Raw genomic sequence first — 24,255 nt, 5'->3', positions numbered from 1 at the left:
CTGGTGTACAAAATTGCAATTGTATTTTCAGTATGATCAGCAACAGCCCAGCATTTGTAAAGTGAGACAGGATGCCGCGTAGACCGGATATTGCTTTTATTCCAACGCCTCAAAGCGCGATCGAGACGCTGCTTGAGACGTTACAGGTGAATCGATCGGATGTGATTTATGACCTCGGTTGTGGTGATGGTCAGGTGTTGATTACGGCAGCTTTAAAGTATGGAGCACGGGGTGTAGGGATTGATATTGATTCAGTGCGAATTGAAGCAGCCCAAATGAAAGCAGAACAGGCGGGAATCAGCGATCGCCTAACCTTTCGAGAGCAAGATCTATTTGAGAGCCGATTTGAAGACGCTTCGATCGTGGTTCTTTATCTGTTACCGCATTTGAATCTCAGACTTCGACCTGCATTACTAGAACAGCTTCGACCAGGAACTCGAATTGCGTCGATCGATTTTGATATGGGCGATTGGCAACCCGAAAAAGTGATCAAACTTGAGATTGAAGAAGAAACAACTTTGTATTTTTGGACGGTTCCAGAAGCGATCGCACGTTAAAGCTAGAGAGATAGAACAACAAGAATTTCCGCAAAAAACCGGAAGAATCGCAAAATTCTCCCGGTTTTAATTCAGATCCGCTAATCGAAATTAGTACGTTTCAACGTGCCAACGACCCGCTTTCTTCATTGCGCTGCGGAACTCTTTCCACTCGATTCCTTCTTTTGCTGCTTCCGCACCGAGAGCCGCGTCAATGCCGTCCTCCATGCCCTTCAAGCCGCAAATGTAGGTGTGAGTCTTCTCGCTCTTCATCATCTGGAAGAGTTCAGCCGCATTTTCAGCCACGCGGTCTTGAATGTACATTCTGCCGCCGTCCTTATTCTTCTGCTCACGGCTGATTGCAGTCGTTAAGCGGAAGTTCGTCGGATACTTCTCAGCCATCTCTTCAAGCTCTTCCTTGTAGAGAATGTTTGCGCTGGTCGGGATTCCAAAGATCAGCCAGGAGAAACCTTTGAACTGATAATTGGGGTTCGCTGCTCTTTCGTTGTCCTTGAACTGTCTCCACAGATAGGCACGCATCGGAGCAATTCCCGTTCCGGTTGCCATCATGATCACATTGGTATCTTCCTCTTCCGGCAAGAGCATTTCTTTTCCGGTGGGACCTGTGATCTTCACGTCTGCACCTGCTTCCAGGTTGCACAGATACGTGGAACAAACGCCGTAAACGGTTTCACCGGTTTCGGGGTGCTTGTACTCTAGCTGACGCACACAGAGCGATACGGTTTTGTCATTCACATCATCGCCGTGACGAGTAGATGCGATCGAATATAAACGCAGTTTTTCTGGCTTACCGTTCTTGTCCGTTCCCGGCGGGATAATGCCGATACTTTGACCTTCCACGTAAGTCAGATCACCGCCCGAGATATCAAATTTGATATGTCGAACCGTTCCAATCCCGCCTTCACCCACTAGCTCAACATTGGAGATGCACTTTCCAACGAAGGGGTTATTGGGCTTGTAAATGTTGACTGGAACATCAGCGTGTTTTTTAGCCTTGGCTTGTGTCATCGGCTTAGATCCTGGTGTGTTGCTCTCAGTAGCATTTTCCTGCTTGACAGCAGGCGCTTTCTGTTCAACAGTAACGTTTCCAGTTCCGTTGCCGTTTGCCTCTAAAGGCTGAATGCTGACGATCTTGCCGCCCAGACGGGTAATCCGCTGCATGAATTCGTTCATGCGATTGTAGGGGACATTGATGAAAGTGCTGCCACTTTGCCGAATCGGGTAGTTTTGCTGATCGGTTGTCTCGTTTTGGCGCAATCCGACCACTTCATACCGGAAGACGCGGCTCCCAGAAGGGGTGTTCGCAGCACCCGACGCGCTGGAATAATACATCGCTCTGTGTTTCTCCGACCTAAATGAACTAAAACTGTGCTGCAAGTAGCTTGTTTAGATTAATATGCAACGTTTGGGGATCGATCGCAAATTTACCCCAACCTGATCTAAACGTGCTTAGAAGCTAAAACGACTCCCGTTCCTACTTTACAGAGGCTTTGAGACATTCGATCGCGCTAATTGTAAAGCTGAGATTAATCTTTTGTCTTTAGGGGCGCATTGCCCAGGGCGGAATGCCATTAAATTAGAGTCTGGAGAATTTAGCCCCAGTTGTGAAACAGTTAACGATCGCCAACTTTCACCCTAAACATTCCCCTTATTTCTATGTGATTGCTGCGTTAATAATTGGCAGTTTACTTCGGGTAATTTATCCCGAAGATATGGAGTGGAAAGCAGACGAGATTTGGAATTATACGAACGGTGAAGCGCTCGCACATGGTCAAATTCCCTTTACCTGGGTAGGAATGCCAAGCAGCGCGAAAGTTTTGAATCCAGGGTTTAGTCTGTGGATCTTTACGGCGTTCGGTTGGTTTTCCGCTTCACCGATCGAAATGGTGCAGTGGGTGATGTGGCTGAATGTTGCAGCACTGTGGGCAATGTTTGGATTTGTGATTTGGCAAATTCTCGAAGAAGAACGATCGCCTTGGCTGTGGGGTTTAGCGATCGTGGCTGTAAATCCCCTATCGATTTTGTTTTCCCGACAGATTTGGACAACCGATTTACTTCCACCGCTTGCAGTCTTGACGATCTTAGGACATTGGTTTCGTCGGCATCCCTTTGGTGCAGGGCTCTGGGGCTTGATGGGCACGATGATCGGACAGTTGCACATGAGCGGCTTTTTCTACGGAGCGGGATTGTTTCTCTGGACAGTTTGGCGAGATTACAAAGAGAATCGCTTAACAAAAACGGCTTGGAAGGCTTGGGCAATTGGAACCATTTTGGGACTGATTCCGTTTGCGATGTGGCTGCGCTTGGTGATCGATACTTTCGGGGGTGCGGGTCGTCCGATTCTGTCGCTGTTGTTTCCGAAGTTTTATTTGCAGTGGATTGTCTTAGGGCTAGGCACAAATCTGAGTTATTCACTCGGAAAGATTATGTGGAGCCACTTCATCCAGGAGCCGCTAATTTTCGGACAGCCGACTTACTTGATTGGCATTGCTCATCTAATTCTCGTTGCGATCGGGCTTAAAGTTCTCATTCCCTTCATTCGCCGCAAGCCGCTGAATCCGCCCGTGGCGCGATCGCTCGACTTTTATTTCAATGCAATGGGAATTGGCATGGGAGGATTAATCACGCTGTCGATGCTCAACATTCCGCCGCATTATGTAGTTGCTCCATTTCCGTTTATCCACGTCTGGTGGGCAACCCACTTGCAAAACCGGTGGCGATCGCTCGTGGCGCTGATTTTGCTTCAGCTTTTTATCTCTGTGGCGTTTATTGCGTTTATTCACCGAACAGGCGGATTTGCGGATTCAGGCTATGGCGTTACCTACCGAATTCAGATGCAGCAAAAACACTAGATAGTACATTAGTACAAAGTTTTATATTTTATTAAGGCTTGTACCAGGGATCGCGATTTGGTAGAATCCCCTTAACCGATAGTATTAAATACTTATCGCTATACCTTGAGCCTTGATCGGCTGCTTGCAAGGTATTTTTTTGCGGCGACTTGGAGCAATCTCAAATCCCGTAGTAATACTTTGCGCTGTGGCTCGTGAAGGTAAAGCGATCGATAAAGCAATTTGTCGATCAAACGAAGCACTATCGATGCAGCCTTGACTCTCCGGGCTGATCTCATAAACCGTCGTTGACTTTTTTGTTATTAGAGGAACCTTATGACCAGTAAGCCAGACCGCGTGGTTTTGATTGGCGTTGCCGGAGACTCCGGATGCGGTAAGTCCACGTTTCTGCGCCGAATCACAGATCTGTTTGGGGAAGATTTCGTCACTGTGATCTGCCTGGATGATTACCACAGTCTGGATCGGAAACAGCGCAAGGAAACGGGCATCACGGCACTCAACCCGAAGGCAAACAACTTTGATTTGATGTACGAGCAAATCAAAGCGCTGAAAAACGGAGAAACGATCGACAAGCCGATTTACAACCATGAAACCGGCATGATCGATCCGCCGGAGAAAGTTGAGCCGAACCACATTGTTGTGATTGAGGGCTTACATCCGCTCTACGACCAGCGCGTGCGTGAGTTAATCGATTTCAGCGTCTATCTCGACATTAGCGATGAAGTCAAAATCGCCTGGAAGATCCAGCGCGATATGGCAGAGCGGGGTCACAGCTACGAAGATGTGTTGGCGCAAATCAACTCGCGCAAACCCGACTTTGATGCGTACATCGATCCGCAAAAAGAATTCGCGGATGTGGTGATTCAAGTGTTGCCCACGCAATTAATCAAAGACGATCAAGAGCGGAAAGTTCTGCGCGTTCAAATGATTCAGCGTGATGGCATCGAAGGATATGATCCGGTTTACCTATTTGATGAAGGTTCCACGATCGATTGGACTCCTTGCGGTCGCAAGCTGACCTGTTCGTATCCCGGCATCAGAATGCACTACGGCCCCGATGTGTACTACAAACACGGCGTTTCAGTCCTCGAAGTGGATGGTCAGTTCGACAAGCTCGAAGAAGTGATCTACATCGAGCAGCATTTGAGCAAGACTTCAGCGAAGTACAACGGCGAAGTCACCGAACTGTTGCTGCAACACCGGGAATATCCAGGTTCCAACAACGGAACGGGACTGTTCCAAGTGCTAACGGGTCTGAAAATGCGGGCAACTTACGAGCGTCTGACGAACACAGTTGGCGCAACCAAAGTACCTGCAAAGGTCTAGGACTGATTGAAATGGCGAAAGGAAGCGCGATCGCGCTTCCTTTCTTTTTGAGATCAACCAATTACGATCGCCAATGTCTCCAATAAGTTCTCCTTGGGATCAAGCAACTAAGTGGCGCAGCGTTTTGACCTATAATAATTCCTTAAGATTCGTGATTTATCAAAATATTTTGTTTGCAGCGTTACCTGGGTAGGTTCTTCCGGTCGTGAGCAAGCGGTAATTCTGTACAAGAGAGGACAAGGCGCGATGGCGACGAGCCGTAGGAATCAATCAACCACTCGCAGAGCATCCAGCCGAAACACCACAGCGGCAAAAACTTCGGTTCCAGTGGATTCTTCACCCGCAACATCGGAGACTTCCACTTCAGAAGCTCCCGTTTCAGAACCCCCTACCAAATCGATCGACGAACCCGCCGAGTCATCCACACCAGCACCCAAACAGGAGGAAATCCCTATGAGTAATTCAGAATTGATTGAAGCAACGGCAACTCCCGCAGAAGGCAAAGATGGCGGTGCGCTCGAAATTCTTAGCCTCCCGAGCTTGTCTGCTGGAAATCGCCCGATCATGTCGGATGATTTTGAGGTGGCAGGTACGATTCAATCGGCGGGAATTCGCCCGATCGAAGCGAGCCACCTAGCAATCTACGGCACGATTATGAATGGTCGTCCGGTGATGTCGAGCAGTTTGAAGGTAGCTGAAATGCTTCCAGGAAATCGCCCGATTTTCTACAGTGATTTTCATGCAGTCGAAGGGTCGGAAACCTTTGGGCGACCTGTGATGGCGAGTGAACCTGGATTGCTATCGGCAGATCGGCACATGGGCGATCGTCCCGTGTTTTCTAATGATCTGGACGACTCCACAACGCTGATGGGTTTCATCGATTAATTGCTTGCTGAACTCGCAAATCAGAACCCCTGCTCTAAAGCACAAGCCTTGGAGCAGGGGTTCTGATTTGGAGATTGAGTCTTTTGATCGCGATCGTTCGGTTCATTTGAACAGACTCGATTTTTAACGCTTGCTCATGCAAAGAACCGTTTATCATAGGCTAAATGTCCCCAACCTTCTAGAAACTTCTCATGACTGCTACTCTTCCAACTCAATACAGCGCCGCAACCACTGAAGCGAAATGGCAAAAGTTTTGGGAGGAGAATCAGGTCTTTAAAGCTGATCCAAATCAACCCGGTGAGCCGTATTGTGTCGTGATTCCGCCGCCGAATGTGACGGGCAGTTTGCACATGGGTCACGCTTTTGAAAGCTCGCTGATCGATGTGTTGATTCGTTATCAGCGAATGCTCGGTAAGAATACGCTGTGGCTACCAGGAACCGATCACGCCAGTATTGCAGTGCAGACGATTTTAGAGCGGCAACTGAAAGCGGAAGGCAAAAGCCGCAATGATTTAGGGCGTGAACAGTTTTTAGAACGCGCTTGGAAATGGAAAGCGGAATCGGGAGGGACAATCGTCAATCAACTCCGGCGCTTAGGCGTGTCAGTCGATTGGTCGCGCGAACGCTTCACGATGGACGAAGGGCTTTCGGAAGCCGTGTTAGATGCGTTTGTGAAGCTGCACGATGAAGGCTTAATTTATCGCGGCAATTATCTCGTCAACTGGTGTCCCGCAACGCAATCGGCAGTGTCGGATCTCGAAGTTGAGAGCAAAGAAGTTGACGGCAATCTGTGGCATTTTCGCTATCCGATTAAAGATCAAGACGGCTTTATTGAAGTGGCAACCACTCGACCAGAGACGATGCTGGGCGATACGGCGGTGGCAGTGAATCCGAACGACGATCGCTACAAAGCTCTAATTGGTAAGACTTTGATTTTGCCGCTAGTCGGTCGCGAGATTCCGATCGTTGGCGATGATCACGTTGATCCAAGTTTCGGAACAGGCTGCGTTAAAGTTACACCCGCACACGATCCGAACGATTTCGAGATGGGTCAGCGTCATCAATTGCCGTCGATCAATGTGATGAACAAAGACGGCACGATGAACGAGAATGCTAAAGAATTCGAGGGACAAGATCGCTTTGTAGCGCGGAAAAACGTAGTGAAGCGACTCGAAGAAGAAGGCTTTCTGGTCAAGATTGAGCCGTATAAACATACCGTGCCCTACAGCGATCGCGGTAAAGTTCCTGTCGAACCGCTACTTTCGACTCAGTGGTTTGTCAAGATTAAGCCATTGGCTGATTTTGCGCTGGAATCCTTAGATGAAGAAGATTCGCCGCGATTTGTACCGGAGCGGTGGACAAAGGTTTATCGTGATTGGTTGGTCAGTCTGAAAGATTGGTGTATCTCGCGGCAGTTGTGGTGGGGACATCAAATTCCTGCTTGGTATGCGATCAGTGAGACAAACGGCGAGATTACCGACTACACGCCGTACATCGTGGCGCGATCGCAAGAAGAAGCGCAGACGAAAGCGATCGCGCAGTTCGGCGAGAATGTCCAAATCAAGCAAGATCCAGATGTCCTCGATACCTGGTTCTCTTCGGGGTTGTGGCCTTTTTCAACACTAGGTTGGTCGAACACCGAAGCAGAAGACTACAAGCGCTACTATCCAACCTCAACACTCGTCACTGGATTTGACATCATCTTTTTCTGGGTCGCTCGGATGACAATGATGGCGGGACATTTTACCGGACAAATGCCGTTTAAGGATGTCTACATTCACGGTTTGGTGCGGGATGAGAACAATAAAAAGATGTCGAAATCGGCAAACAACGGCATCGATCCCCTCATCCTGATTGATAAATACGGAACCGATGCCCTGAGATACACCTTAATTCGGGAAGTCACAGGCGCGGGTCAGGATATTCGGATTGCTTACGATCGCAAAACCGACGAATCCGAAACCGTCGAAGCGTCGCGCAATTTCACTAACAAACTGTGGAATGCGTCGCGCTTTGTGATGCTGAATCTCGACGATAAAACACCTGCTCAATTGGGTCAGCCGCAGAATTTAGAACTGAGCGATCGCTGGATTCTCTCACGATTCAATCAAGTCACGCGCCAAGTCCGTAACTATATCGACAATTATGGGTTCGGTGAAGCGGCGAAAAGCCTCTATGAATTCATCTGGGGTGACTTCTGCGATCAATATATCGAGTTAGTCAAATCGCGACTGCAAGACCAAAATTCACCCACGCGCCTTGCAGCCCAGCAAACCCTTGCTCATGTGCTAGAAGGAACGCTCAAACTGCTGCATCCCTTCATGCCACACATCACCGAGGAAATTTGGCACACCCTAACACAGATTCCAGAGAGCGATCATAAGTCTCTTGCGCTCCAAAGCTATCCAGTCCCGGATGCAGCATTCATCAATCCGAGTCTTGAGCGGCAGTTTGAGCTAATCATCAACACAATTCGCACGATTCGGAATTTGCGATCGGGAGCCGAGATCAAACCCGGAGCAAGAATCACCGCTGCGCTCTCGACCGAAGACGAGCAAGAAAAGCAAACGCTAATCACAGGACAGTCTTATATCAAGGACTTGGCAAGGGTTGAAACGCTGACGATCTCAGGAGCGGGAAATGCTGACGCTCAGAAACGATTGATCAATCCCAATCAGCCCATTCTCGCAACCGCATTGGACACGCTTGGCAACTTCTTCGGTAAACATCAAAGGATTTTGCTGTCACTTCTGCTGATTGGCGCGATCGCGTTTGCCCTCAAGCTTGCGGAGACAACGCTGGATGCCATTCACGATGTCCCACTGTTTGCCCCGCTTCTCGAAATCGTTGGGATCGGCTACACCGTTTGGTTTGCAAAAACGCGACTCTGGCAAAGAGACGATCGCCAGACCTTCTTCAAACAGGTGAATCAATTTAAGGCTGAAGTGATTGGAGAACCGAAACCGCCAGCGCCTCAGATTGCGCCCGCACCTCAGGTCGCGCCCGCACCACAACCTGAACCTGTAGACGATGCCAAAACGATCGTCGGTGTAACCGGAACCGTCAAAATCTCGATTCCGCTAGCTGGACTGGTCGATTTTGAAGCACTCAAAGCTAAGACCGAACGAGATTTGAAGAAAGTAGAGGCAGAAATTCAAGCGCTGAGGGGTCGGTTGAGCAATCCGAAATTTGTCGATAAAGCGCCGCCAGATGTGGTGCAATCGACTCGTGAAGCCCTAGCCGAAGCAGAAAAACAGGCGGAAATTCTCAAAACTAAGCTCGATCGCCTTTAAATTTATCGATTCTTAACGTTTGCGTCAGAGATGCGCCATTTCAGCATCTCTTTTTTTGTGATTCTGTGAGGTAGACCCATCAATAATTCCGATAGAAAACAGGGAGGTTATACTATTTTGATAGGTACAAACTCCGATCGCAGTTGTCAAGACTGCTCCATGAAAGTGCCCATCAGGTTAGTGCATCTACGGACGATGGAACGGGTAATCTAGCGTTGAATGTGTTAGCACACTAGCAGGTAAGACCGCCCTGTAAATACCCCTGAGCATCGTTCCCACCGAGACGACATCGAGAGAAAATTAATGCTGCACTTGGCGCAAATTCAAAAAAAGGGCTATCTAGGCAAAGCAGGATTGCGCTTACTGGCTGCTCAAAAGTCAGAGCATATTTGGACAAAGCTTCCTGAAGAAGAGACGGTACTTTCCATCGAAGCCAGCGGCTTTAGCGATGGCTTATTAGTTTTAGTCGATATCTCGAACAGCAATCAAATTTTAGACATTCGAGAAGCAAAAGACTGGGTGCTGGAGTTGGTGCAGCGATATCTCACCTACGGAGTCACTCCCAGCCATTTGCAGCAGGAGATCGAGCGGGCAGAACAATGGCGACAATCGTTAACGCTTGAGAGCCAAGAACTAGCGCGACGGCAAATCGAGCTTGAGGCACGGCGCGAACAAATCCAGGTCTTAGAAGAAGAACTCAAAAGCGAGAAAAAGCAGCTAGAAACGCGAATGGCAGAACTGAGATCGCAGAATCAGGATTAGCTTACTGCCTTCCTTCTCCAAATTCCAGCTAGTAGCACCCAGCCCATCAAATTAATCCGGGCATCGAATAGCGGCACATCTAGAAAGCTGAAGAGTGTACAGGCAAGAAAGGCAATCCAAAAGGTGAAATAAATTCGCTGGTCGAGTTTGTGTAGCTTGCGCCACTGGAGAACCCCTTGAGCCAGAATCCAGCCCACCAAGCTGTATAGCAACAAAGCTGCGGGTAATCCGGTTTCAGCAGCCATCATCAAGAAAAGATTGTGCGGGTGTCCAAGCCAAAGGTGCATTTGCTCAGTATAGAGTTTCGAGAAACTGCGGAGTCCCCAACCTGTCAAGGGGCGTTGTTCTGTCATCGACCAGGCAAATTTCCACTGGGTCGATCGCAGTTGGTTCACAGGTCGATCGCTGTACATTTGATCGTTTAACCGTGCCCAGAAAAATCGCGGCACGATCGTTCTTAACGGCAATACGATCGGCTCTGGAGCAAACGCGGCTCCTAACATCAAGCCTGTTACGGCTCCGACCAGCGCGACGATCGTTTTCCAGCCCTGATAGAGCGCAAACGCCAAGCATGCTAGAACCGCAATCGCCCAAGCATTCCGCGAATGGGTCAAAATTAGCCCGACCATATTGAGGCAAAGAATCACACCTAAAATTGGCTTGCGTTCTTCTAACCACAATCCCAAGCCGAGAATAAATACGATCGCATAATAGCTCGCCAATACATTTGCATAAGTGAACACCGAGGACATCCGACCCAAAGGCTCACCCCCAGGTGCGATCGTCCATTCAATCAATCCCCAAAGCAACGAGGGCGCTCCCCCGACCTGAAAAAACAGTTGCATCAATCCAATCAGTGTCACCGGAATGGAAGTCAGCAGCCAAATCCAGGCGATTTGCCTGAGCTGCTGAGGCGATGCGATCAGTTCACTGAGTCCGGCAAACACAACAAAGAAAGGCAGGAAGTTGAACAACCCCAAAAAGGCGGTGGGACGATCGACAGCAAACGTCGCCGCCCCAATCATCAGCACGCTCAGCACCGCCAAGCCGCGATTTACGGGTTCACGGCTCATGCACGAAAATCGCCGTCGCCAAATGTCCAGTGCCGCCAATAGAACCGGAATCCCACCCAGGAACACGCTAAATGGCAGCAGCAATAATCCAACTTGAACGACAGTCCAATGTTTCTGCAAAGCTGGATCAGGATGAGATTGAAGACGCAGCGTTTTCAATTCCAACCTCAATCAAGCAGGTTCAAAATGCTCAGAGCGCGTCAACCGGATCTGAGCCAATGCAAAGATCGTTGGGATCACTCGCCCGTAGTTCGTGGAGATCGCCCTCCAGCCCAAATCCGCCAAGAACCAAGCCCACAAAGCCGATCCGACAAAGGCAAAGGCTGCGCGAGTTGCGCCATACCGCGCTGTCGCCACCGTCATTCCGCGCCGTGCAAGCTGCATCGAAACTTGCGTTTGAATCTGCGTGGCAGCAGCAATACTGCCTTGGGCGATCGCTTGCTGTGCGACCTGGTAGCGGGCGAAATGAAGAGCAAACTGACGGGCAATATGTTCGAGTAGAAGGGATTGTACTACCGTATTGACTGCCAATGCACTACCGCCTTTCATCACCAGTGATAACGGATTTTTCTGCAAAGATATCGGCAGTTCTTCAACAAAACTGGTATCCGCCAGGGACTTTTCAATCCGATGAGTTAAAGCCGTTTGTTCACGCGATGGAAGTTGCTTCCAGGCACGATTTAGTAAACTCAGAAAGACTTCAGCTTCGAGGTCTGTGGTAGACATCTTCGCCTCATAGGGCAGTTTTAGATAGCAGCAAACCTGAATGAGCACTTGGCGATAGGTCACTTGTCCAGTTTGGCGGCGCAGGACGGTGATACCATCAGCAGCTAGAAAGCGAAATCGATCGTCGATCGCATTTAGCCAGTCTTCTCGGTCACGGCTTTGTAGTTCGATCGGGTCAGGTGCGTTAACGTAATCCAGCGGATTGAACTTTGGACGAAATAAAATCTCGGTTAGTTCGCGCAGTTCATCATCCGTTGCCAATTCCAAAGCGGCTCTAAATTCATCCACTGGTGGTCTTCCTCCCGATGCAGCGTCAGTCTTATTCTACATAAGTGAGACGGCACATCGAATCATCCTGTTTCACAACGGTTTACCATGCTCGATTCTCAGTTTGACATCGCGATCGTTGGGGCAGGGATGGCTGGCTTGTCCTGTGCCCAATCTCTTCATCAAGCAGGCTATAAGGTTGTGGTCGTCGATAAATCACGAGGTTCAGGCGGGCGAATGGCAACCCGTCGCCTGCATGGAACTCACGCAGATCATGGGGTGTGTTATCTCAAACCAAGATCGGCTCAGTTTCAAGCGTTGCTGAATTGGCTTGTCGATCGCAAAGTGACTCGCGTTTGGACAGACACGATCCATGAGCTTAACTCACAAGGACAAATTCAACCAGCTGAACGTCAAGCTCCTTGTTATGCCGCAGCAAATGGGATCGCAGCGATCGCGAAATTTCTCTCGCTTGGGTTAACGCTGCGATTAAATCATCGAGTCGAACGGATTGAAGCGCGAGACGGGTGGCGATTGTGGTGTGAATCCGGGGAAATAATTTCGGCATCTGCGATCGTGATTGCAATCCCGGCTCCACAAGCAGCAATCATTTGCGGGTCGCTGGATCAAGCCTTTGTCGAGCGGCTTAAAGCAGTTGAATATTTCCCTTGCATCAGCGCGATCGCCGTTTATCCGTTAGAGCGGCAAGCAGAGGTTGAAAAACTAGGCTACAAAGCGATCGTCTGTCCGTCTGATCCGGATTTAGGCTGGATTGGGATCAACAGTACAAAGCAGTTCAATCCGGTACAGCCTGCGATCGTCGTTCAAAGTAATGCTCGTTTTGCTGCACAACATCTCGAAGAGAGCGACCTTGAGCAAGTTGGAGAACGGCTGTTGCATCGAGCAGCAGAAGTGGCGGAAGACTGGTTTACCCGTCCTGAAGTGTTACAGGTGCATCGCTGGCGCTATGCCTTTCCAGTTGCTCCGGTTGCTGATCGATACCTTACAGCAAATACCTCAAATCCTTTAGTCTGTACAGGCGATTGGTGCGGAGGAAATCGCGTTGAGAGTGCATTCGAGGCTGGACTAGCGACAGCAAATTATTTGAATCAACAACTCGATCGTCGAGTTCTTCCAGAGCAATTTTGGCTCCGACTTTAGACCAACGCCATCAATCGCCTCACCGCAACAATGAATCGCTAACTCAGATTGCTCATTTTCTGCGTGAGCGATCGCTAGGGTTAAGGCACTCGGCTGAAGACTTCTCGAATGAATTCTTCGTCGGTAATTTGTCGAGCTTGAAGACTATTTTTTAGGGTAATGAGGTCGCTTCTAAGCTTTCGTAGAGTCTCCAATTCTGATGAAGGAGAGGGCGTTGGAGAAGGGGTTGGAGCCGCGCCTCGTGCTTCATCATTTAATCGTCTACGAACCGTTAGAGTCGCGATGCCCGTGACGGGTAAGCCGCGGGTACGCTGATAGGTTTTAACTGCACTGTAAGTCGTGCGGCGGTAATTTCCGCTGAGTTCGATCGAAATCCCCAATACTTTTTTCAGGTTGTCTTGCAGAATTCTGACCGTTTTTTCGATCGCGCTTCTGAGCTGCGGCCCGTCGTTTCCGGTTGCAGCCATGTTGCTATCGAGTTGATATTGCAAAATGGCTGCACGGGTGTAGTCTTCGATGTTGGCAAGTTGCCGCAGGGAAGTCGCGTTGCAGTCGATCGCGCCTAGAACCTCGCGATCGCAAGCGCTAACGCTGTTTCCTAATCCATCCAGTCCTCTTGGCCCAAGATAATATCCAAGTCCATCTAAATTCTCTCTAAGATCCTGTAGTGACGTGACTGGCATACTCTTGACACTCCTTTTCTAGTCAGCAAATGCGCGTGATTACAAACGGTGTATGCTCATTTTGCTACAAGAAGCAGCAACAAAATCCGTAAATAATTTGAAGCCAAAGGGCTAAACATCGAGAGTTCACAATCCTCGGTAGAATATCGCATAGTACGTTAAATGCGCTATGACTCCTGAATCTAAAGTTGATCCGGCTGTTGTTCCTTCAAGTTCTGCTCCAAAATGGAAAACTTGGTGGGAGAACTTTCAAATCCTATTTATTGCGTTGATTCTGGCGTTTTTAGTGCGATCGTATATTGCAGAACCGCGATTTATTCCGTCAGATTCGATGATGCCAACGCTGCAAATTGGCGATCGTCTGGTGGTTGAGAAAATTTCCTACCGCCTGCATCCGCCGGAGTTTCAAGACATCATCGTTTTTGATCCACCCACCCAGTTACAAGAACTTGGATATTCTAAAGATCAAGCCTTCATCAAGCGGATCATTGGCAAGCCAGGACAAACGATCGAGATTAAGTCCGGTAAGGTCTTTGTAGACAATCAGCCGCTTCTAGAACCGTATATTGCTGAAGCGCCGTCTTATCAAATGCCACCTGTCCAAGTTCCTGAAGGCTGTTACTTTGTGATGGGCGACAATCGCAATAACAGCAACGATTCTCACGTCTGGGGATTTCTGCCGCAGGAGTTCATTTTAGGTCGGGCTTGGTTGCGATTTTATCCGGTCGATCGACTTGGGAGAGTGTGAACAATGTTAACTGTTAAAGATTTAGAGCAATTTCAGGAGCAACATCCCGACTATCGGATGGAGCTAGTAAATGGAGAAATCATCGTTATGAGTCCGTCTGGCTACGAGTCCGATGAAGTCGCATTTCGGATGGGCGGCAAGTTGTTTAGCTGGGTTGATGAAAGACGACTCGGACGAATTACCGGATCTTCAGCCGGATTTGTCTTGCCAAACTCTGACACTCGCGCTCCCGATGTTTCGTTTGTCCGAGCTGAACGCTTGCGTCAGAGTCCTCGGGGTTTTGCAGAATTAGCTCCTGATTTGATGGTAGAAGTGAAATCTCCAACGGATAGGCTTACCAAATTGAGAGAGAAGATCCAGCAATTTCTGGAGCTAGGAACGCAAGTTGGAATTTTGCTCAATCCTGAAACTCGAACTGTGGAGGTTCACCGTCCAGGGCAAAAGACGATCATGCTTCAAGACGGTGATATTCTCACGATTCCGGATCTCTTTCCGGGGTGGCAAGTTGCCGTCGAGGAGTTGTGGTCGCCCCGGTTTGATTAACCCATTTGATTAACCAACAGGTGCAACTCCAACCTCTTCTGGTGCAAGATACGGTGTGAGAACCTGACCATCTTTGAACCAAATCACGCGACGGGTACAGCGAGCGACATCCGGTTCATGTGTCACCATCACCACGGTCATTCCACTGGCGTTCAATTCGGTGAAAATGCTCAAAATCTCTTGAGTTGTTGTAGAGTCAAGCGCTCCAGTTGGTTCATCAGCTAATAGCAAAACGGGGCGATTGACGATCGCTCGTGCGATTGCCACCCGTTGCTGCTGACCTCCAGATAACTGCGTCGGCTTATTCTGCAATCGCTTTTCCAATCCCACTCGAATCAGCGCCTCTGTCGCTCGATCGCGCCGTTCTGCTGCGGGTACGTTTGCGTAGACCATCGGCAACATCACGTTTTCGAGTGCCGACAACTGCGGCAACAGATGAAACTGCTGAAACACAAAGCCAATTTTGCGATTGCGAATGTGAGCGAGGGCGAGATCGTCGAGTTGAGCAACATCCTCGCTGTCGAGATAGTAGCGTCCAGCAGTCGGGCGATCGAGGCAGCCGATAATGTTCATCATCGTAGACTTTCCCGATCCAGAAGCGCCCATAATCGCGCAATATTCCCCTTGTTCGATCGTTAAATCAACCCCTGCTAAGGCATGAACGGTCGCTTCGCCAATCCCGTAAACCTTAGTGATTTCTTCTAAACGAATGATGACAGACTTCGGCATATTAAGCACTCCGGAGCGCAACGATTGGGTCGAGTTTGGCAGCTTGACGAGCGGGAATCACACCGAATCCGAGACCGATCGAACCCGATACCCCAACTGCCAGAATAATTGCTGCAGGCGAGACGATCGCCTGCAGCGGAGTAACGGCAGCGACGATTACAACTCCTCCGATTCCAATCACCGTTCCAATCAAACCACCCGCCGCGGACAGAATGACTGCCTCGATCATAAATTGCATCAAAATGTCGTTTCCAGAAGCCCCGATCGCTTTTCGCAGTCCAATCTCTGAGGTGCGTTCGGTCACAGAAACCAACATAATATTCATAATGCCGATACCGCCGACGAGTAGAGAGACTCCTGCGATCGCGGCTAACATCACAGTTAAGCCACTGGTAATCGTGCCCACAATCTGCAAAATGTCTTTCTGAGTTTGCACCGTGAAATCATCTTCGTTGACGATTTTGTGTCGCCGTCTCAGTAAGTTTTTGATCTGAAATTCTGCGCCTGGAATACTCGCTTCATCTCTAGCAGAAACCGAGATGAATGTTAGATTCAACCCATACGGAGAAGTCCGTCCGGTGAGTGTACTGGACATCGTTGTGAGCGGCACATAAGCGGCATCATCCTGGTTACTGCCCAGAAACGAGCCTTTTGCTTGCAGGACACCCACAATTTTGAAGCTGACATTACGGATGCGGATTTCTTCGCCGATCGGATTCTTATCCCCAAAAAACCGATTCGCTAAATCTGCACCTAACGTCACTACGCGCTGATTCCGCTTCAGGTCAATCTCTGAAATAAAACGACCCTTTGCCACATCAAAGCTCCGAACCGTCAAAAATTCGGGAGTGGCTCCCACAATCAGCGATGATGAATTCCGATTTCCATAAACCACCGGAAACTGAGCGCTTTTCTGAGGGGCAACGCCTGAAGCCGTCGGAACTTGTTCAGCGATCGCCTTGGCATCATCCCAAACTAGGGTTTGCGGTAAGTTCGTGGTTCTCTGCCGCGCCTGTCCGCTTCCCGGAGTCACAAACAAAACGTTGGGTCCCAACGATTCAAACTGCTCTGAAGCTAACCGTTGAGCCCCCTGCCCAATCCCGATCATCGCAATCACAGACGCATTGCCGATAATCATGCCCAGCATCGTCAAACTACTGCGAAGCTTGTTGGCGGTAAGCGTCTTTGCCGCCATCTTTAAACTTTCAACAAAATCCATTGCTCGTTGCCTTAGCTATTTGCGTTGTCGATTTTCTGACCTTCTGGCGGCTGTACGAAAATGCGATCGCCCGCTTTAATTCCATCTAAAATCTGAGTCTCGTTGTCAAAACTCAATCCAGTCGTCACGCGCTGGAATCGCGGTTTATTGTTCTCACCCGGAACCCAAACGCCCGTTTGTCCCCTCTGTGTCGAAAGTGCCGCCGTGGGAACAACCAGCGTATTTGGAATCGAATCGCCCAAAAAGTTGACGTTGGCATTCATTTTCGATCGCAGCTTATCGCGCCCCGTGAGAATGTCGATCCGCACCGAGAATGAAGTCACATCTCGCTCGGTTACGGCTTCCGGGGCAATCAATCGCACCCGTCCCTTAAAGGATTCCTCCGGATAGGCATCGACTCGAATATCGACTTCCTGACCGCGCCGGATTTGCCCGATATCGACTTCCGGCACTTTCGCCCGCACTTCTAACCCATTTGCCAGCGCAAAGATCGAAGTCGAGGCAGAACCATCCGCTCCTGCGGTTGCCTGTGTCGTCGGGGTCACAAATGCGCCCACGGTCGCGTACCGCTGCGTAATCACTCCTGAAAACGGAGCGCGAATGTACGTGTCTTCGAGCCGATTTTGTACTTGTTGAAGCTGCGCGATCGCCGCTGCTAACTGCGCCTCAGATTGCCGAATTTCTTCTGGTCTTGCACCGTTCTGCCGCTGCGCTAATTGCTGATTCGCCTGATTGAGTTGCGCCTGTGACTGGCTCAATTGCGCCCTAGCTTGGCTCAAAGTTTGGTTTGCATTCTGCTCACGGCGAATAAATTCATCGAGCGAATTTGTCGAGATTGCCCCTTGGTTTGCCAATTCACGCTGTCTTCGGGTTTGCGTCCGGGCAAACTCTGCCGCTTGCGTTGCATCTGACACAAGACCTTGAACGCGATCAACCTCACCTCTTGCCCGCGCCACTTCTGATTCTGCCTGCCGCACCTCCTCGACACGGGTTCCAGCTCTGAGCTGATCTAACCTCGCTTGCGCTTCTGCGACTCGCGCCTGAGCCTGAGCGCGCTCAGCTTCAATATCTTTGTCGTCCATTCGAGCAACCACCTGCCCTTGCGCCACCTGATCGCCTTGATCCACAAGCAGTTGGGCAATTTTTCCGGTCGTTTTGGGGCTGAGATTGACCGTCCGAATTGGAATTACTTCTCCACTGGCTGAGATGCGTGCCGTCACCGTCTTCGATTCAGCAGAAATTGTGGCGGCTTCCTGACGCGGGGCAAACTGCCGTGAAACTAGAAAAGCACCCCCTGGAAGCGCGATCGCGCCTGCTGCAAGTAGCGCCAATAGCCAACGGGTCGGTTTTTTACTAACTTTGCCAAAAAGGGGAACTTGCATGAATCAAACTCGCCAAACTGAGAGCGAAGCGATAATAAGAGCACGAACTTATCTACATTTTAAAGATGCAACTTGAGTGCGAAAGATTCCTGAAGGTTGATTCTGTAAAGGATAAGACCCTTCTTTACAAATTTTAACGCGCTTTTTTAAGGACGAGCGCTTTCTAAAGCAGGATTGGTTCTCTGCACTCTTCTATGCGATAGATTTCAATGTTGAGATTTTCAAACTGGCGGAATGCTGATTCTTTCGTGTTGATCTCAAACTAGCCAGGGGAAAACTTAAAATTATCTATTCGAGAAATCGAAGAGCGCAGCATTAGAAATCAGTATCATAGGCATAGTGCTATTGCTGACACTGTGCCGGAAATGCTAAGAAGTTCTATAAACTGTCTTATTTTTTATTATGGCAGTTTTACCAGAACTAGGGAGATTCCGAAAAAGATGCAAAGCTGGGTGAGTTTTTTGTAAACCCGTTGCAAAGCGTTCGGATTCCGTTAAATCAGCCTGCATTCAGTACAATAAGCGCCTGAAATGCTTTTGCCCTCAGCCTGTGACGATGACAGCCTATGAGTCCCTTGCCAAACCGCCCACCCCAGCCTCCTAAACCCTATGCCGCTCAGAATGCGGCTGAAGGCTCTACCATGCCCCAACCCTCAGAAGCCTCTGATTCAAAACACACGACTGTTCAGCGCCCGTTGGTGCGCCCTGTGGCTCGTCCACAGTCGCCTGCTCCGGCTCCGCCTCCAGCAGTTGAGTCTCCGTCAGAACCAGCGTTTGATCCGGCGAGTTTGAGACAGCAACCGATTCCTGCCCCAAGCGAACCGATGCAGTACCGTGCCATTGGGTTACTGCGCGGTCGGTATAAAGCCTCGGACGAGCAATTCACCCGCGGCGAGATGATCACTGCCGATGGCACGACGATCGAAGCGGTATTGCTCGGTCGCGTCATGAGCCTGGTGAAAAATCATTTAGACCTCGAACAAGAGCATCTCTGGGTTGTGTATCCGCGCACTCGCGAAAAGCAGGAAGATTTGCACGTTCAGATTGTCGGAGTTTGGGAGCCTGAAAATCTCAGTAAGCCTGACGAGGAAGAAGCAGAATCGCCTGCATATCTACCCTCTTCGGAAGTTGAAGATAATTATTTCTCGATTCGGGGAGAAGTTATCTTTCATACACCTGAAGAGAAGTCTGTTGTGGTAAAGATTCAGCAGTCGCCGCGCAAGAAAGACGATCGAGCGAAGTCTTTTAAGCTAAAGCTCAATGGTGAGTTGAGCGGAAAAGTGGTCGGTTATTTCTGGGAACTCAACGTCCAGCGTGAAGGAGCCGATCTCGTCATCAAGAGCGCTAAATCGATCGGAATGATTCCGCCTCGCAAAAAATCGAAGGAGGAAAGCGCTAGGGAGCGCTTAGGCGGTCGTCCAGGATTTCGTCCGGGCGGAAGACGACCGTTTAGTCCGCGTCCGGGTGGAGGTGATCGCCGACCCACAAGTGTCGCTTCTGCGCCAGAAGCACCGCGTCGATCGGAACCGTTGCCCAAGCCCGTGAAGCGTCGGGCTGAAAGCAGTCCTCCTGCGGCAGATAGCGCGATTAGTGAAGCATAGGTTGAACGGGCGGTCTTCGGATCGCCCTTATTTTTTGTAAACGATGAAGCCTGCGATCACATCAAGTAGCGCTTCAGGTTCATCCACTTGAATCAAATGTCCGCTGTTCTCGAAGATGCGGAGATCTGAATTAGGGATCGCTTGGGCAATTTCTTCAGAGAATTCAGGCGGACAAATCCAATCGTGGCGACCTGCGATTACGAGCGTTGGAGCCGTAATTTTGTGGAGCTGATCGAGGACATTGTACGATCGCAAAAATCCGCCAAAGGCTTCGTTAATTGCCTCGATCGAGAGAATTGATCGACGCTGAACCGCTTGAGTTGAATCAGCCGTAAATGAGTAAAGCGGGTGCATGATGCGGAAATAGTCGCTGAGTTGCTCTTCGGTTTCAAAGTTACCATTCCAGAGATATTGTGCGATCGCGATTTGTTCGGGTGTGCCGCGTTCTTGCAAGATTTCCTGGGCACGTTTGAGAAAGCGAGAATCGGGGACTGTGGCAATCACGATCAAGTGTGAGAGGTTTTGGGGGTAGCGAGTTGCGTAAGTGAGCGCCACCATACCTCCGTAGGAGCCACCAATCGCAATGATTTTCTCTAGCCCTAAATATTGTCGCAGCGCTTCCATATCCTCGACGTTTTGATCGAGTGTGTAAGTGGATTTGTCGCCTCTTGCCGATCGTCCTTGTCCACGATGGTCGAAGTAGACAAGCTGCATCTTGTTGTTTAATGCAGAAAAGGTCGGTTTGTAGGAAGTGTGATCGGCTCCAGGCCCTCCATGAATCAAAAAGGCGACTGGTTTTTCGCGCATTTGATTGCCTTGAGGAACAAGTCCTGCACCTTCAATATCGAAATAGATTTGTGTGCCTCGAATGTTGGCGTACATGAGCGTCTCAATGAGGTTTGCATCGGGAGCGCGATCGGCTCAGCAAATTAAATCCGCCGCAGAGTTCAATTTGCTGAGTTTCCGCACGGCTCAACCCGAAGCGCTGTACTTTTCTTCGTGGTTTCAGCATTTAAGCCGAAACTTTGGAGAATCCAGCTCTACAAGGTCAAGCTGCTGTTCCCGATAAAGCTCGATCACAGCATAAATCAGGTTAATGTGTAATGCTTGTAGGCAAAGATTTGCACTAAGTAAGACGAATTCTGATTCACCCGCCCAAATCAGTCCCAAACCTGCTGGATCAAAAGCTTGATTGCTAAATTTTTTCTCCAATTCAATTTTGATCTGATTGATTTGATGACGATCGATCTGCTCACCAGAAGCCTTATTAACGATAAACACAACTTCTAATCTCTTTCCGAGGTATTCTTAATTTGACTTTACATTAGTAATTTGAAACGAATCAAGTAGGACGTGAAAGCCCCGTCAAATTACCGTTAGATCAGATTAGATCTAAGCGAAATTGCTTATATGGTGACCTGAATTAGTTGTGAAGTGAGGAGTGGGGTGTCGTTCCCTTTTCAGCCCCCTACTCCCTACTCCTTTTAGCGTTTACAACTCAAACAGGATCACTATAGTTTTCTTCTACTCTCCAAAGGTATTCAACTGCCGCGCATATCTTGCGGAATAAATGTTCGATCGCTCGGAATCGGTGCCACTGCCTCGGTCAAAGTAAACGTTCCTGACTTGATCCAATGCTTCAACTCAAGGGCGACCTGTCGCGATAAATAAACGCTGGCAAGTGGAGCAACCCGGACAGATTTACCGTCGATCGTTAATCGACCCGATTTCAACTGAGCGTAACTTACAAGCCCAAAGGTTGGACGCACGCGGCGAGGAATAGAAAAATCAACGATCGGAGCCACCAAATCTTTATCGCGAACGGCACAATGAGTGATTACTTCTTCACTCAGCACAGGCAATGGAATGCCAACACCCAACATTAACGAAGCACCATAGCCGCGAAAATAGCAACCCCGTACCCATTTCGCGTCCATTTGTTTCGCATCACCAATCAGCGCCAGTGTAGAAGCAGGCCCGATCGGGGTGCGGTTTGGTAAGCGCTTTTGCAGCGGAAAATGTTGCGTTCCTTCCCAAGCAATATAACCCACTCCACCACCGAGAAAGATTCGTGATCCGATGCCGATTAATTGCAGATCTGGATCGTTGAGCAATGGCGAAATTGCGCCCGGATTTGAAAAGACGGCATTCCCTAAACGCGGTTGAAGTGCGCCTAGATAGGTGTACAAGGGACGATCGCCGCCGTTTACTCCAACGATAAAGTTTTGGTACAGATTGCGAGGATTGAACAAATAGAATTGATTAATCGTATCGCGGGTAATCGTCGTTTCGAAGGACGAGCGCGGATAACAGTCCGTCACCTGCCCGATCGCACGTAGGTTCACCGACTTTCCGGCAATCAAATCCTCGATCACATGGCCGCCGCCGCGCTGTCGTTGCCGTACATCTGGAGACTCGCGATCGTCACTATCGAGCGGCTCTCCTCCACTGGGGTATTCAACTAATTGAGACGCGCCTAAATACAAATCCACCGCTCCAAACCCTGCATAAGCAGGCACGCCATCAATCCAGCACTGGCGAATTTTGATTGGCGGATCGGTCTGTCCTAAGTTCAGAATTGCGCCTGAAGCTTCCATCGGCTCGAAAGTTCCAGTCGTAATCACATCAACGACTTTTGCCGTTTCCGTTATGCCCATTTCCGCCACTTGAGCTTTCACTTCCTCAGCAGTGCGAACGATCGCGGTTCCACGCTGAATTTTTTGATTAATTTCGGCAAGAGTTCGCATACAGTTTGGATAGTCTTGTGATCAGGCGCAATTGAATTATGCAGAATACTCGACTGAGTACGATCGTGAATACCACTGCGGCACAACTTAATCAGGTGTTTCGCAATCCTTGGCGGCGCACGTCCTTGCTGATTATCGGATTGCTGCTCGGTTTTTTCCTTGGTAGTGCCATTTCAACCAGTGCAGGTCAGAAAGCGGAACTCGATATCGTGGAAGCATTTTTTCTGCTGTTATTAACAGAAGCGGTGAGTCGGTTTACTTACAGCGGAAATGCTCGCTTGCGTCGATCGCTTCTGATTGAAGTTGCGAATGCGCTCAAGCTCGGATTGATTTACAGCTTATTTCTCGAAGCCTTCAAACTTGGAAGCTAACCGTAGGTTGATTCTCGCATACCACGAGGGAGATAGGTACGATCGTCGATGCCCGCTAAAATAACAAGTGGGTAGACTGTCGCTACTGCTTGAGAACACCTGATTAACGACTCTGGAGAGACCATGACGGAAATTAACTGCGCTGAAATGTGTCAAAACGGCTGTGTTCTGGGGGATGACTGCCCAAACCGTGAGTACACCGAGAAAGCCAGCCAATTTATCAGTGATACGCCGCTCGATAAGCTGCTGGAAATGGCAGATCAAGCGGTACGGAAAAAATCGCTAGAGCGCATGTCAACCCCGACGCAATGGATTCTCCCGGAAGATTAGACGGGTAAGTCCTTCCGAGGATTAAAAGTCTCAGCTTGCCGCAGCTTCTCATAAAGTTCGCGTTCTTGTTCGCTGAGTTCTTTTGGGACGGCGATCTGAATTTCTACAATTTGGTCGCCCCGATCGCCGTTCACGTCGGGGTAGCCTTTGTTTGCCAGTCGCAAGCGCTGTCCCGATCGCACTCCGGCTGGAATCACCATCTTCACCAATCCATCGAGTGTCGGCACTTCAACGGGTGCGCCTAAGACCGCTTCACTCGGCGTAATCGGCAGTTTACAGCTAATGTCTAATCCTTCTAGTCGGAAAAACGGATGCGATGAGACTTCAATTTTGAGATACAGATCGCCACCGTTCACGCCTTGCTCCCGCAGCCGGACTTTTTGCCCAGTCATCATCGCAGGCGGCATATCCACTTCGAGCGATCGACCATCTTCGAGTCGAATGCGCTCCCGTCCCCCAGAGTAAGCCTTTTCAAGCGGAACTGTTAACCTTGCTTCTGCATCTCGCTTCGGTTTGGGAGGTCTCACGGTGTAACTTTCCTTCGAGGTTCCCGGACGAAATGGATCAGGCTCTTGTCTCGGAGGCGGCGGAGGTGTCGCAGTACGGACGGTGCGGGTGGTTCGGGTCTGACGTGGAACCGGATCGAAGTCTGGCTCTGGTGCGGGAGTCTTCCGGCTGAGAACCTCATCGAAGAACTCATTGAACGTCTTAAATTTGCCATAGGTCGATTTGTCGTCTCGTCCCCCACGCCCGGTTTGAAAGCCGCGCTGTTTCCAAAAACCGCCGTATTGATCATACTGCGCCCGCTTCGTTGGGTCAGACAATACGCCATAAGCTTCTCCCAAAGCTTTGAACTTGTCTTCTGCTGCTATGTTTCCTGGATTGAGATCTGGATGATATTGTCGCGCTAAGCGTCGATACGATCGCTTAATTTCATCAGCCGATGCATCATTAGCAACGCCCAAAATCTCGTAATAATTGCGGAAACTTTGCATAGGAAA

24 protein-coding genes are annotated in these 24,255 nt (G+C 49.5%); 12 read left to right on the top strand and 12 right to left on the bottom strand.

What is annotated here, in order from left to right:
• The first annotated feature begins 71 nt into the window (after nt 1–71).
• Nucleotides 72–557, top strand: coding sequence for a class I SAM-dependent methyltransferase (locus NC980_RS17060; protein ID WP_190377241.1), 486 nt, complete (start codon nt 72–74; stop codon nt 555–557).
• A 90-nt stretch (nt 558–647) separates the two neighbouring features.
• Here the strand turns inward: NC980_RS17060 and petH are convergent, their stop codons facing one another.
• The gene (gene petH / locus NC980_RS17055; RefSeq protein WP_190377240.1) at nt 648–1,889 is read right to left on the bottom strand and encodes a ferredoxin--NADP reductase; all 1,242 of its coding nucleotides are present in this window, start codon (nt 1,887–1,889) and stop codon (nt 648–650) included.
• 272 nt (nt 1,890–2,161) lie between these two features.
• Here petH and NC980_RS17050 point away from each other — a divergent pair, with 272 nt between their 5' ends.
• Nucleotides 2,162–3,409, top strand: coding sequence for a hypothetical protein (locus NC980_RS17050; protein WP_190377239.1), 1,248 nt, complete (start codon nt 2,162–2,164; stop codon nt 3,407–3,409).
• 315 nt (nt 3,410–3,724) lie between these two features.
• Nucleotides 3,725–4,735, top strand: a complete 1,011-nt coding sequence (locus tag NC980_RS17045) for a phosphoribulokinase (RefSeq protein ID WP_190377238.1) — start codon at nt 3,725–3,727, stop codon at nt 4,733–4,735.
• Nucleotides 4,736–5,001: 266 nt separating this feature from the next.
• Here the strand turns inward: NC980_RS17045 and NC980_RS17040 are convergent, their stop codons facing one another.
• Complete coding sequence (locus NC980_RS17040; protein WP_190377237.1) at nt 5,002–5,160, bottom strand: hypothetical protein; 159 nt, start codon at nt 5,158–5,160, stop codon at nt 5,002–5,004.
• Between the two features lie 28 nt (nt 5,161–5,188).
• On the opposite strand from NC980_RS17040, the gene NC980_RS17035 reads away from it, so the two are divergent.
• The 3 genes from NC980_RS17035 (at nt 5,189) to NC980_RS17025 (ending at nt 9,675) form a co-directional block, all read left to right on the top strand.
• Entirely contained in the window at nt 5,189–5,620 is a 432-nt protein-coding gene (locus tag NC980_RS17035; RefSeq protein WP_190377236.1) for a hypothetical protein, read from the top strand.
• Nucleotides 5,621–5,811: 191 nt separating this feature from the next.
• Nucleotides 5,812–8,913, top strand: a complete 3,102-nt coding sequence (locus NC980_RS17030; protein ID WP_190377235.1) for a valine--tRNA ligase — start codon at nt 5,812–5,814, stop codon at nt 8,911–8,913.
• Between the two features lie 303 nt (nt 8,914–9,216).
• Entirely contained in the window at nt 9,217–9,675 is a 459-nt protein-coding gene (locus NC980_RS17025) for a hypothetical protein (protein ID WP_190377234.1), read from the top strand.
• Here the strand turns inward: NC980_RS17025 and NC980_RS17020 are convergent.
• Complete coding sequence (locus tag NC980_RS17020) at nt 9,672–10,907, bottom strand: O-antigen ligase family protein (RefSeq protein WP_199298558.1); 1,236 nt, start codon at nt 10,905–10,907, stop codon at nt 9,672–9,674. The genes NC980_RS17025 and NC980_RS17020 overlap by 4 nt on opposite strands.
• A gap of 12 nt (nt 10,908–10,919) precedes the next feature.
• The gene (locus NC980_RS17015) at nt 10,920–11,762 is read right to left on the bottom strand and encodes a hypothetical protein (protein ID WP_190377233.1); all 843 of its coding nucleotides are present in this window, start codon (nt 11,760–11,762) and stop codon (nt 10,920–10,922) included.
• Between the two features lie 87 nt (nt 11,763–11,849).
• Between NC980_RS17015 and NC980_RS17010 the strand changes: the two genes are divergently transcribed.
• A complete protein-coding gene (locus tag NC980_RS17010; protein ID WP_190377232.1) occupies nt 11,850–12,902 on the top strand; it encodes an FAD-dependent oxidoreductase in 1,053 nt (350 codons plus the stop codon).
• 80 nt (nt 12,903–12,982) lie between these two features.
• Here the strand turns inward: NC980_RS17010 and NC980_RS17005 are convergent, their stop codons facing one another.
• Nucleotides 12,983–13,585 carry a peptidoglycan-binding domain-containing protein gene (locus NC980_RS17005; RefSeq protein WP_190377231.1) on the bottom strand — a complete coding sequence of 201 codons (603 nt, stop codon included), beginning with the start codon at nt 13,583–13,585 and terminating at the stop codon, nt 12,983–12,985.
• Between the two features lie 169 nt (nt 13,586–13,754).
• On the opposite strand from NC980_RS17005, the gene lepB reads away from it, so the two are divergent.
• Nucleotides 13,755–14,333, top strand: a complete 579-nt coding sequence (gene lepB, locus NC980_RS17000) for a signal peptidase I (RefSeq protein WP_190377230.1) — start codon at nt 13,755–13,757, stop codon at nt 14,331–14,333.
• Between the two features lie 3 nt (nt 14,334–14,336).
• Nucleotides 14,337–14,876, top strand: a complete 540-nt coding sequence (locus NC980_RS16995) for a Uma2 family endonuclease (protein ID WP_190377229.1) — start codon at nt 14,337–14,339, stop codon at nt 14,874–14,876.
• Between the two features lie 9 nt (nt 14,877–14,885).
• On the opposite strand, the gene NC980_RS16990 is transcribed toward NC980_RS16995, so the two are convergent.
• Genes NC980_RS16990 through NC980_RS16980 form a run of 3 tightly spaced genes read right to left on the bottom strand, consistent with a single transcriptional unit; the run spans nt 14,886 to nt 18,206 of the window.
• Nucleotides 14,886–15,605, bottom strand: coding sequence for an ABC transporter ATP-binding protein (locus NC980_RS16990; protein ID WP_199298557.1), 720 nt, complete (start codon nt 15,603–15,605; stop codon nt 14,886–14,888).
• Between the two features lies 1 nt (nt 15,606).
• A complete protein-coding gene (locus NC980_RS16985) occupies nt 15,607–16,824 on the bottom strand; it encodes an ABC transporter permease (RefSeq protein ID WP_190377228.1) in 1,218 nt (405 codons plus the stop codon).
• An 11-nt stretch (nt 16,825–16,835) separates the two neighbouring features.
• The gene (locus tag NC980_RS16980) at nt 16,836–18,206 is read right to left on the bottom strand and encodes an efflux RND transporter periplasmic adaptor subunit (RefSeq protein WP_190377227.1); all 1,371 of its coding nucleotides are present in this window, start codon (nt 18,204–18,206) and stop codon (nt 16,836–16,838) included.
• 565 nt (nt 18,207–18,771) lie between these two features.
• On the opposite strand from NC980_RS16980, the gene NC980_RS16975 reads away from it, so the two are divergent.
• Entirely contained in the window at nt 18,772–19,806 is a 1,035-nt protein-coding gene (locus NC980_RS16975) for a hypothetical protein (protein ID WP_242027006.1), read from the top strand.
• A gap of 27 nt (nt 19,807–19,833) precedes the next feature.
• On the opposite strand, the gene NC980_RS16970 is transcribed toward NC980_RS16975, so the two are convergent.
• The 3 genes from NC980_RS16970 to NC980_RS16960 all read right to left on the bottom strand — a co-directional run bounded on the left by NC980_RS16970 (nt 19,834) and on the right by NC980_RS16960 (nt 22,553).
• Nucleotides 19,834–20,688 (bottom strand): alpha/beta fold hydrolase, encoded by an 855-nt coding sequence (locus tag NC980_RS16970; RefSeq protein WP_190377226.1) that lies wholly within the window; start codon nt 20,686–20,688, stop codon nt 19,834–19,836.
• A gap of 123 nt (nt 20,689–20,811) precedes the next feature.
• Nucleotides 20,812–21,087: a hypothetical protein gene (locus NC980_RS16965; RefSeq protein ID WP_190377225.1), complete on the bottom strand. Its 276-nt coding sequence runs from the start codon at nt 21,085–21,087 to the stop codon at nt 20,812–20,814.
• A gap of 260 nt (nt 21,088–21,347) precedes the next feature.
• A complete protein-coding gene (locus NC980_RS16960; RefSeq protein WP_190377224.1) occupies nt 21,348–22,553 on the bottom strand; it encodes a homocysteine biosynthesis protein in 1,206 nt (401 codons plus the stop codon).
• A 38-nt stretch (nt 22,554–22,591) separates the two neighbouring features.
• Here NC980_RS16960 and NC980_RS16955 point away from each other — a divergent pair, with 38 nt between their 5' ends.
• Together NC980_RS16955 and NC980_RS16950 are read left to right on the top strand one after the other, a co-directional pair.
• Nucleotides 22,592–22,924, top strand: coding sequence for a DUF565 domain-containing protein (locus tag NC980_RS16955; RefSeq protein ID WP_190377223.1), 333 nt, complete (start codon nt 22,592–22,594; stop codon nt 22,922–22,924).
• A gap of 123 nt (nt 22,925–23,047) precedes the next feature.
• Nucleotides 23,048–23,254, top strand: coding sequence for a hypothetical protein (locus NC980_RS16950; protein ID WP_190377222.1), 207 nt, complete (start codon nt 23,048–23,050; stop codon nt 23,252–23,254).
• Here the strand turns inward: NC980_RS16950 and NC980_RS16945 are convergent.
• Entirely contained in the window at nt 23,251–24,249 is a 999-nt protein-coding gene (locus NC980_RS16945) for a J domain-containing protein (RefSeq protein WP_190377221.1), read from the bottom strand. The genes NC980_RS16950 and NC980_RS16945 overlap by 4 nt on opposite strands.
• Between the last annotated feature and the right edge of the window lie 6 nt (nt 24,250–24,255).

Source organism: Leptolyngbya sp. AS-A5, from assembly GCF_039962495.1.
GTDB lineage: Bacteria > Cyanobacteriota > Cyanobacteriia > Leptolyngbyales > Leptolyngbyaceae > Leptolyngbya.
This window is presented reverse-complemented; position numbering and strand designations above follow the sequence as displayed.